The following is an 8,240-nucleotide window of genomic DNA, read 5'->3' on the forward strand; positions in this document are numbered from 1 at the left end:
GCCGTGAATGAGGGCGACGACCAAGCAGACAGCCGCATGGAAGAAGGCCGGGATGAAGAAGACGGCGACCGCGAAGAGGACCGGCAGCAAGCAGGTCGCCGCCAAGAAGACGGCGGCGCAGGCAGATAAGCCCAAGGGCGACGCCTGGGGTTGAGGCGTCGCCGTGGGCGGGGCGGGCGCTGCGCTGACCCGCCCCTGTCGGGCTAAGCCGCGAGCGCCTGCGGCTCGTGCGTAAGGCAGCCCTTGGGGCAGACGCGGGAGCAGGACTCGCAGCCGATGCAGTCCAAGGCGTCCTTCAGGTTCATGACCATGCCTGGGGCTTCGTCGAAGTCGTCATCGAAGTCGTCATCGTCGTCGAGCTCCAGGTCGTCCCTGTCGATGAGCTCGAAAACGTCCCGCGGGCACACCTTGAAGCAGCGCCCGCAGCCGATGCAGTTGGCTTGATTGAGTGAGGTCACAAACGCGGGCGTCCATTCGACGCCGCCGCGGGTCAGGCCGGTGATGGTGCTCATGCTTGGCTCCGCTTGGGTTGAGGGTGTTTGGCTGTCAGCAGCGCGCGGTGTGCTCAGGCCGTTGCCTCGGCCGCCTTCAGCTTGGCCGTGGCCTCCGCCCAGGCCAGGCAGGCCTCGTAGGTGGCCTGAGCCGTGGCTGGAATCTCCTCGTATGCCGCCGGCAGGCGGTCCTCCACCAGGTCGTGCAGCTCGCTGGCACGCTCGCTGGCGATGCGCTTGGCCTTCTTCACGGCCTTCTCGAGTGCTTTCAGGTCTTCGTCGGTCATGGTCGCTTCGCTCCAGTTTCGAGTTTCGAGGGGCGAGGGGAGAGGGAGAACGGCGTTTCTGCTTCTGCCCCGCCTCGCTACTCGATACTCGTTACTCGCTACTCGTCATTCGAAACTCGGCCCTACAGGCCCGCCACGTCCGAATGCTCGCCCACCAGCTCGATCGCCACGGACAGATACTTGTCTGCCTCGTCCTTCATCTTGCTGAGGCTCGCGAAGCCGAAGCGGTGCACGTCGCGGAGGCTGCGGTCCAACACCACGAGCTTGCCGACGGTGATCAGCACGCGCCCGAAACCCTCGTGGGTCAGGTTCACCAGCGGCACGGCCATCAGGCCGCATTCCTGCTCGATGAGCGCCGCGATGGCGTTGTAGAAGACCTGGATGCGGGCGATGACGATCTCGTCCGGATCACCGACGATGGGCAGCTCGCGCTTCTCCTCCTTGGTGAGGACAAAGGGCTCCAGGATCTCCGCCGCGGACTGGTTGTCGGTGGTGCCGTAGGCGTCGATGGCGCGCATCTGGCGGACCATCTCCTGGCCGAAGGCGGTTTCTAGGACGGGGTCGTCTGCGGCGATTTTGGGGGTAGCTGTTTCGGTCATTGTTGCTCTGAGTTGGTTGTGAGAAGTGGAGAGTGCGCAGTGCGCGGTGCGTAGTGCGGGGTGGCGGCGCTCCACGCACTACGCACCACGCACTTCGCACTGGTGTTCACCCCGCCACCGTCGGATGTGGCGGTTCGACGGTGATGCAGGCAGCGCCAGTGGTACGTCGCAGCAGCACGGGCCGGAAGCGTGCCCGAGCCCCACTGCCACCGGTGATGAGTCCGGCGAGCCAGAGGCCCGCGAGCAGGCCGCCTAAACCGCTCGCGGCGCCGGCGACATCGCCGAGGCCTGCGGCTTCGGCACCGCCGGCGGCGGCCACCAGAGCCAAGAGCGGCAGCAGATAGGCGGTGAGCGACGCCCGCACCAGGAGCGGGCTACGGATGCCGATGATTACGCGCTCGCCGGCGGCGAGGCCCAGATGGTCGATGACTCGCAGTCGCGTGGCACTGCCGTTGCCGAACAACTTCGCAACGGTGGCGGTGCCGCAGCTCGCGCCGTGCCCACAGCCGGAGCAGCTGCTCCGCCGCGGCACCTCCACGAGCGCAGCGCCGTCGGCGACGGCAACAACTGAGGCTTCTTGCTCGATCATTGACTGGAGCTTCCTTCCGTTTCGTTCATGTAGGTCGTCGAGCAGGGCGGAGGGCGGAGGTCAGGGTTTGCGTGATGTCCTCAGCCCTCAGCCCTCAGCCCTCAGCCAAAGACGGCCGATGCGCTGCGCTTATCCGCGCTACCGGGCTTCAAACTGCTCAGTTCAAACTTCATTCGTTCCACCCCTCCGCCTCCATCGCTTCGAACCGATCCGCGCGGTTCGGTGCGCGTCGCTCCATGGCCCGGGCCAGCCAGGCGCTCGGCCCCTCGCGCAGCTCCTGCTGCAGCTCCCGCAGCAGGCCGCTGATGAGTGTTTCCGGGGCGACCTTGATGGGCTGGATGCCGCGGGTCTTGAGCTGGCCGATGGCGGAGGCGCCCACGGCCTGACAGTAGACGGCGACGCAGTCGGCGAGGGCGTCGATCTTCGCGGCTAGCTTGTCTTCGTTGCCGTCCATGTCGAGCCGACCGAACTGGGCGGCTTCCATCAGCTCGTAGCGGTGCGGGCCGACACGGTAGATGACGAAGCCCTCGGCGGCGCCGAAGTGCTGGTCCACGTGCTTGCGGTCGGCGCTGGCGAAGGCCACGCACACCTGCTCGGCGGTGTCGTCGGCGCCGACGCCGGCATCTGCGGTTGGCGGCGTGCCGCCGTCTATGATCCTGAGCTTGCGTTCGAAGGTCATGGTGGTCTCCGCTCTGCCGGGTCGTCGTTGCTCGGCCGATGGCTGGCTGGCGCGCTGGTCTGGGTGCTCGTCAGGCCGTGGCGGTCGCGCCGCGCTCGGCCTCCGGCCACTGCTTGAGGCTTGAGCGGTAGGCATGGATCTCGCCCTTGTGCAGCCCGAGCAGGATATTCGCCAGCTCGAATAGGGTCGCCCGCGTGCCGGTGTAGCCGATCCACTGGCGCTGATAGCCGCCGAGCATGTCGAACTGCGGGAAGCCGGCCCGCAGCAGGGGAATGCCCAGGCGCTCCGCGGTGTGCACGCCGTGGCTGTTGGTGATGAGCACCTCGGCGCCGTTCGCCCGAGCGATCTGCTCCAGGTCTTCGAGGTCGCCGATCTTCACGGACGCCGCCGCCACCTGCTTCAGCGCAGGGCCGTTGGTGGGCGCGACGGCCGCCACGGTCTCTGCGCCCATGGCGGCCAGGAGCTGGGTGAGTGCGGCGAGCAGGTCGCCGTCGGCGGCGACCGCGAAGCGTGCCTGGCCGAGGGAGAAGTGGGCGTCCAGCATGGCGTCCTGCAGCTGGCTGCGCTGGCGCGTGATGCGGTCCGGCACCGGCTCCGCGCTGATCTCGGCGAGCGTCGTGATGAAGGCGTCCATGGCGTCCATACCCATCAGGTGCGGGAAGCGATAGTCCGGCACGCCGGTGCGGGCCGCCAGTGCATCCGCAGCGCCGTCGAGGGAGCTGCCGATGACCAGGGTCGCCACCGCATCGCCCAGGTGCTCGAGCTCCTCCAGCCGGGTGCCGCCGATGGTGAGCGCGCTGTAGTCCGTGTCTGCCAGGTGGCCGTCCAGGGAGTCGGACAGGTCCGGCAGCAGCACCGGGCGCAGCCGGAAGCGCTCCAGCAGGTCCTTGATGTGCTCCAGGTCGCCCACCGTCAGATGCGCACCGGGCAGTACGTTCACTTGCCGGCGGCGGCGACCGGGGCGGGTGCCGCAGGCGCTTGCCTTCGGCACCAAGCGCTCGATCATGGCCTTGAGCGCGGTGTTGAAGCCGGACTCCAGGCTGCCGGCATAGTCCGGCGTGCTCACCGGCACCACGGCGATCTGGTCGTGCTCCGGGTGCTTGGCCCGGAACATGGCCACCGCGCGCTCGATGTCGGCGCCCTGGGTCTCGGTGAGGCCGGTGGTGGGCAGGCCGATGAGGTCGGGCGCATGCTTGCTCGCAATGGTCGCGAGCCCTTCCACCACGGCGTCGTCGCTGCCCATGATGGTGCTGACCTGGTCCAGCGCCGTGGTCTGCATCGGCATGGGCTCGCGGAAGTGCTGGATGAAGAAGATCTTGCCGAAGGCCGTGCAGCCCTGGCTGCCGTGCAGCATGGGCAGGCAACGGTCCATGCCCAGGAAAGCGAGGGTGGCGCCCAGGGTCGAGCTGGCCTTGAGCGGGCTCACCGCCAGCGCCTTGTTGCGCTTGACGATTTCCGGTGGAGTGATCGGGGCATTGGCCGGGGGAGTGACCGGAGGCGGGGTGACGCGCGGCGTGTCGGTCGGATCAGGCATGGGTCGCGACCTCCTGCTCGGTGTCGTCCTGCTCGGCGACTGGCGCCGGCGCCAGCGCTCCCACGGGAACCGATTCGGGGTCGGTGACCGGTGATGTCGGCACCGCCCAGGGCGGTGCGCTGCGCACGGCGGCCCAGATGGGGCTCTCCAGGGTGACGCAGAGCTGGCGGGCCAGCTCCAGCATGCCGTCGTAGCCGGCGTAGCCGAATTCCCGCTCCTGGTTGATGTCGAGGAAGGGAATGCGCGCCTTGAGCGCGGTGTACATGTTGCGCCCGCCGGCGATCATCACGTCGGCGTCATAGCGGTTGTAGAGATCGAGCAGCGAGCGCGGGTTGCCGTCCTCGATCATCGGCGCGTCCTGGCCCATCAGCTCGCGGATGCGTGCCTTGTCGTCCTCGGTGGACTTCTTGGTGCCCGTGGCAACCACGCTGATGCCCAGATCCTGCAGGGCTGACACGACGGACCAGGACTTGACCCCGCCGGTGTAGAGCAGCGCGCGCTTGCCGGCCAGGCGCTCGCGCCAGGGGGCCAGGGCCTCCCGCAACCGCGTCTCCTCGCGCGCGATCAGTGCCTCGGTGCGCTCCGTGAGGGCTGGGTCGTGGATGAGCCGCGCGAAGTCGCGCAGCGCGCGGGACATGTCGGCGACGCCGTAGAAGCTGCCCTCGAACCAGGGTGTGCCGTAGCGCTCTTTCAGCTGCCGGGCCACGTTGATCATGGCCTTGGAGCAGACCATCATGTTGGCTTCCGAACGGTGCATGGTCTGCACTTCCCGGAAGCGGGCGTCGCCTGAGAGCGTACACAGTACCCTGAGCCCCAGCTCGTCCAACAGCGGCAGGACGTGCCACAGCTCGCCGGCGATGTTGTACTCGCCGATCAGTGTGATGTCGTGGACCTTGAAGCCGCCGCGCTCGACGCCCGCTGGCAGCGGGTCCGGCTCGCGGGTGCCGCAGACTTGGCGGACCATGGTCTCGCCAGCGATGCGGTTGCCCAGGTTCTTGGTGCCGTAGAAGCCGGCGGCGTCCACTGCGATCACGGGCGTGCCCCAGCGCTCCGTGGCGGCCTTGCAGACGGCGCCGACGTCGTCGCCGATGAGCGCCGGCACGCAGGTGTTGTAGACGAACACCGCGGAGGGCTCGTAGGTCTCGATGGCTTGCTTGATGCCGTGGAAGAGCCGCTTCTCGCCGCGCCCCATGATGACGTCCTGCTCCGTCAGGTCCGTGGTCATGCCGAGCTTGAACAGTTCAGGGCCCGTGGAGCGGGTGCCGCGGTTGTCCCAGGCGCTGCCGGCGCAGGCGATGGAGCCGTGCACGATGTGCGCGACATCCACGATGGGCAGCAGGGCAATCTGCGCACCGTCGAAGGCGCAGCCGCCGGCGGTGGCGCCCGGCTTGGGCTTGGCGCAGCCGGATTTTTCTTTCTTGTTGTGCTCGCAGGCCGGCTCGTCTAGGAGCGCGGCGATGTCTTTCTGCTTCATGCTTGATCCTGCGCGTGGGCTTCGGATGGCGGGAAGCAGAAGCCGTGCCAGCGCGCAGGCGGTCGCCGCCGCCGGCGCCAGGATTACGCTAAGTGATTGTTCGGGAGAGGTCGTTGCATTGTGGCCGCCCGCGCACAGGGGCTGGCACCGGCGATGTCACAAAGTCGACAAGCCGCAGCGGGTGAGGGGTTTGGGACAGGCGCAAGCCCCGGGGGCAGGCGCCGCCGAAGACAGCCCTAGACAGGCCGCGTACGAAGCCTGTTAGTGCGCAGCCCGTCTGGCACCAGGGTTGCTTGCATGAATCAGATGACCCTCGGCCCGACAACGACGGAAGCCCAACCCATGTCTCTGTCCCTCACTGATCTCGCCCAGGCCGTGCAGCGCGGCGATCTGGTCCCCTACCTCGGGCCCGGTGTGCTGTTCGACGTGCGCGATACGAGCTCTGGCGAGCCCATGCCGGCGCTGAGCGACGACCTCATCATCGCCATGAACAACGGGCGGCCCATGGCGCCGAAGCTCATGTGGGAGTTCCCGCGCGCCGCCATGAATGTGGAGCTGAAACGCGGTCGCGGCGCCGTGAACCGCTTCCTGGACCAGCTCTACGGCCAGCGCCAATGGACCCGCGCTGCACTGCACGACTGGCTCGCCGCCGCCGCGCCGCCCTATGTCATCGACATCAACCGCGACACACAGCTCCAGGACTCCTACGCTGAGCGTCCACACACGCTCATTCGCGGCATCGCCAGGGTGGGAGGTACGGACTATCGCTTCAAGTTGCACGTGTACGACGGCGAGGCCTACCGCGAGGTGGACCAGTCCAGCGTCGACCCGCAGCTGCCCATGCTGTTCAAGCCGCTGGGCAGCCCCCGACCGGATGCGACCTATATTGCCTCGGACGCCGACTTCGTGGACTACATCACCGAGCTTATGGGCGGCTTCGGCCTGCCCAAGTTCCTCAAGGAGCATCGGGTGGGGCGGCAGTATCTCTTCCTCGGGATGCGCTTCACCCGCGACACCGAGCGCATGGTGATGTCAGACATCATCTACGCCGCCGGCGAGCCCGCTGGCTACGCACTGATCCCGGAGCCCACCGAGAAGGAGCTTCGGTTCTGCGAGAAGAAGGGCATCGAGGTCATCGGGGCGGACCTGGAGGATTTCCTTGAGCAGGCTGCTGCCCACGAGGATGGGCTGGTACCGCCTGCTTACGAGGTCGGCTGCTGAACGCGCGGTTGGGTCGGTCCATCTCGGCTGGGCTTTCCGCAGCAGCGTGGCGTTGATCGCTGCTGTGTTGGTCGCTTGGGCGTGACCGACAGCAATGGCAGTCTGATGCGGCCCTACGACCGTGCGTAGGTCGGCACGCGCGCGCCGGGCGTGTATCCTCTTGGCGCAGTCCGAGAGAAACGCCGATTGATTGGGCAGGATGCCCAGTAAATCGGTGTCTGCGTAGGCCGCCTGGAGCCCCCCACCATGCCGCACACCGTGACCCCGGTTTGGCGCGCCGAGGCGCCGCTTCTGCCCATCTTCGTCACCACCGTCCTCTTCCTGCTGTTCGGCAAGACCTGGCTTGCGGACCTGAGCAGCCTTGCCTGGCTCGGCCTTGTGTTCCTTTGGCTGTTCGTGGTGATTCTGTGGGCGGCCATCCGCGTTGTGCATCATGCCGAATGCCTGGCCGTCAAGCTCGGCGAGCCCTATGGCACGCTGATCCTGACCCTTTCGGTGATCACGATCGAAGTGATGATGATCGCCACCCTGATGCTGCACGGCGCCGATAACCCGGCGCTGGCCCGTGACACCATGTTCGCCGTGATTATGATCGTGCTGAACGGTTTGGTGGGGCTCACCTTGCTGCTCGGCGCCCTCCGCCACCGTGAGCAGACCTATAACCTGCAGGGTGCCAACGCCTATTTGTCGGTCATCATCCCGCTGGCGGTGCTGGCCTTGGTGCTGCCAGACTACACGGTGTCCACTGCGGAGCCGACGCTGTCTGGCTTTCAGGCGATGTTCGTGGTGGTGATGAGCTTGGCGCTCTACGGCACCTTCCTGGCGATCCAGACGGTGCGTCATGCCGGCTACTTCACGCAGGCCGAAACCGCCGGTGCCGAGGATGGGCACGGCCACGACGGACTGGAGGTGCGCTCACTCGCGTTCCACGCGGTCATGCTGCTGGCGTATATGCTGCCGGTGGTGCTGCTCGCGAAGAAGATCGCGGTTCCCATCGAATACGGCATCGAGACCCTGGACCTGCCCGCGGCTCTCGGCGGCTTCATCGTTGCCGCGCTGGTGCTGACGCCCGAAGGTATCGGCGGCGTCGAGGCGGCCGTGGCGAACCGCCTGCAGCGCTCAGTGAATATCTTCCTGGGCTCCGCGCTGGCGACCATCGGGCTCACCGTCCCGGCGGTGCTGACCGTCAGCCTGGTTACCGGCGAGCCCGTGGCGCTTGGACTGCAGAACGCCGACTTTGTGCTGCTGCTGTTGACGCTTGCCGTGTCGGTGGTGACCTTCAGCGCAGCCCGCACCAATCTGCTGCAGGGCATGGTGCACCTGACGCTGTTTCTGGCTTATGTGATGCTCATCTTCGCGCCATGAC

At 67.2% G+C, this 8,240-nt stretch carries 9 protein-coding genes; 2 read left to right on the top strand and 7 right to left on the bottom strand.

The genetic code is table 11. The features are described 5' to 3' along the window. Positions 1-203: 203 nt before the first annotated feature. The 7 genes from fdxB to nifE form a co-directional block, all read right to left on the bottom strand. Positions 204-512, bottom strand: a complete 309-nt coding sequence (fdxB, locus tag I6U14_RS08080) for a ferredoxin III, nif-specific (protein WP_296898329.1) — start codon at positions 510-512, stop codon at positions 204-206. Between the two features lie 53 nt (positions 513-565). Further along, positions 566-778 carry a CCE_0567 family metalloprotein gene (locus I6U14_RS08085; RefSeq protein ID WP_296898331.1) on the bottom strand — a complete coding sequence of 71 codons (213 nt, stop codon included), beginning with the start codon at positions 776-778 and terminating at the stop codon, positions 566-568. A gap of 122 nt (positions 779-900) precedes the next feature. Continuing rightward, entirely contained in the window at positions 901-1,377 is a 477-nt protein-coding gene (locus I6U14_RS08090) for a NifX-associated nitrogen fixation protein (RefSeq protein WP_296898332.1), read from the bottom strand. A 106-nt stretch (positions 1,378-1,483) separates the two neighbouring features. Then, complete coding sequence (locus tag I6U14_RS08095; RefSeq protein ID WP_296898334.1) at positions 1,484-1,966, bottom strand: SoxR reducing system RseC family protein; 483 nt, start codon at positions 1,964-1,966, stop codon at positions 1,484-1,486. 169 nt (positions 1,967-2,135) lie between these two features. Continuing rightward, positions 2,136-2,645, bottom strand: a complete 510-nt coding sequence (locus I6U14_RS08100) for a NifB/NifX family molybdenum-iron cluster-binding protein (protein WP_296898336.1) — start codon at positions 2,643-2,645, stop codon at positions 2,136-2,138. Between the two features lie 70 nt (positions 2,646-2,715). Next, complete coding sequence (gene nifN, locus I6U14_RS08105; RefSeq protein WP_296898338.1) at positions 2,716-4,179, bottom strand: nitrogenase iron-molybdenum cofactor biosynthesis protein NifN; 1,464 nt, start codon at positions 4,177-4,179, stop codon at positions 2,716-2,718. Beyond that, positions 4,172-5,653 (bottom strand): nitrogenase iron-molybdenum cofactor biosynthesis protein NifE, encoded by a 1,482-nt coding sequence (gene nifE / locus I6U14_RS08110; protein WP_296898340.1) that lies wholly within the window; start codon positions 5,651-5,653, stop codon positions 4,172-4,174. Before nifE ends, nifN begins: the two co-directional genes overlap by 8 nt. A gap of 342 nt (positions 5,654-5,995) precedes the next feature. On the opposite strand from nifE, the gene I6U14_RS08115 reads away from it, so the two are divergent. Both I6U14_RS08115 and I6U14_RS08120 read left to right on the top strand, forming a co-directional pair. Continuing rightward, positions 5,996-6,874: an SIR2 family protein gene (locus I6U14_RS08115; protein WP_296898342.1), complete on the top strand. Its 879-nt coding sequence runs from the start codon at positions 5,996-5,998 to the stop codon at positions 6,872-6,874. 246 nt (positions 6,875-7,120) lie between these two features. Next, positions 7,121-8,239, top strand: coding sequence for a calcium:proton antiporter (locus I6U14_RS08120; protein ID WP_296898343.1), 1,119 nt, complete (start codon positions 7,121-7,123; stop codon positions 8,237-8,239). The last annotated feature ends 1 nt before the right edge of the window (position 8,240 follow it).

It is taken from the genome of Thiohalocapsa sp. (genome assembly GCF_019695415.1).
Taxonomy (GTDB): Bacteria; Pseudomonadota; Gammaproteobacteria; order Chromatiales; family Chromatiaceae; genus Thiohalocapsa.

Excerpts from the sequence above, each read along its gene's own strand:
- fdxB (WP_296898329.1), bottom strand. The coding sequence starts at position 512 with ATGAGCACCATCACCGGCCTGACCCGCGGCGGCGTCGAATGGACGCCC.
- I6U14_RS08085 (WP_296898331.1), bottom strand. The coding sequence starts at position 778 with ATGACCGACGAAGACCTGAAAGCACTCGAGAAGGCCGTGAAGAAGGCC.
- I6U14_RS08090 (WP_296898332.1), bottom strand. The coding sequence starts at position 1,377 with ATGACCGAAACAGCTACCCCCAAAATCGCCGCAGACGACCCCGTCCTA.
- I6U14_RS08095 (WP_296898334.1), bottom strand. The coding sequence starts at position 1,966 with ATGATCGAGCAAGAAGCCTCAGTTGTTGCCGTCGCCGACGGCGCTGCG.
- I6U14_RS08100 (WP_296898336.1), bottom strand. The coding sequence starts at position 2,645 with ATGACCTTCGAACGCAAGCTCAGGATCATAGACGGCGGCACGCCGCCA.
- nifN (WP_296898338.1), bottom strand. The coding sequence starts at position 4,179 with ATGCCTGATCCGACCGACACGCCGCGCGTCACCCCGCCTCCGGTCACT.
- nifE (WP_296898340.1), bottom strand. The coding sequence starts at position 5,653 with ATGAAGCAGAAAGACATCGCCGCGCTCCTAGACGAGCCGGCCTGCGAG.
- I6U14_RS08115 (WP_296898342.1), top strand. The coding sequence starts at position 5,996 with ATGTCTCTGTCCCTCACTGATCTCGCCCAGGCCGTGCAGCGCGGCGAT.
- I6U14_RS08120 (WP_296898343.1), top strand. The coding sequence starts at position 7,121 with ATGCCGCACACCGTGACCCCGGTTTGGCGCGCCGAGGCGCCGCTTCTG.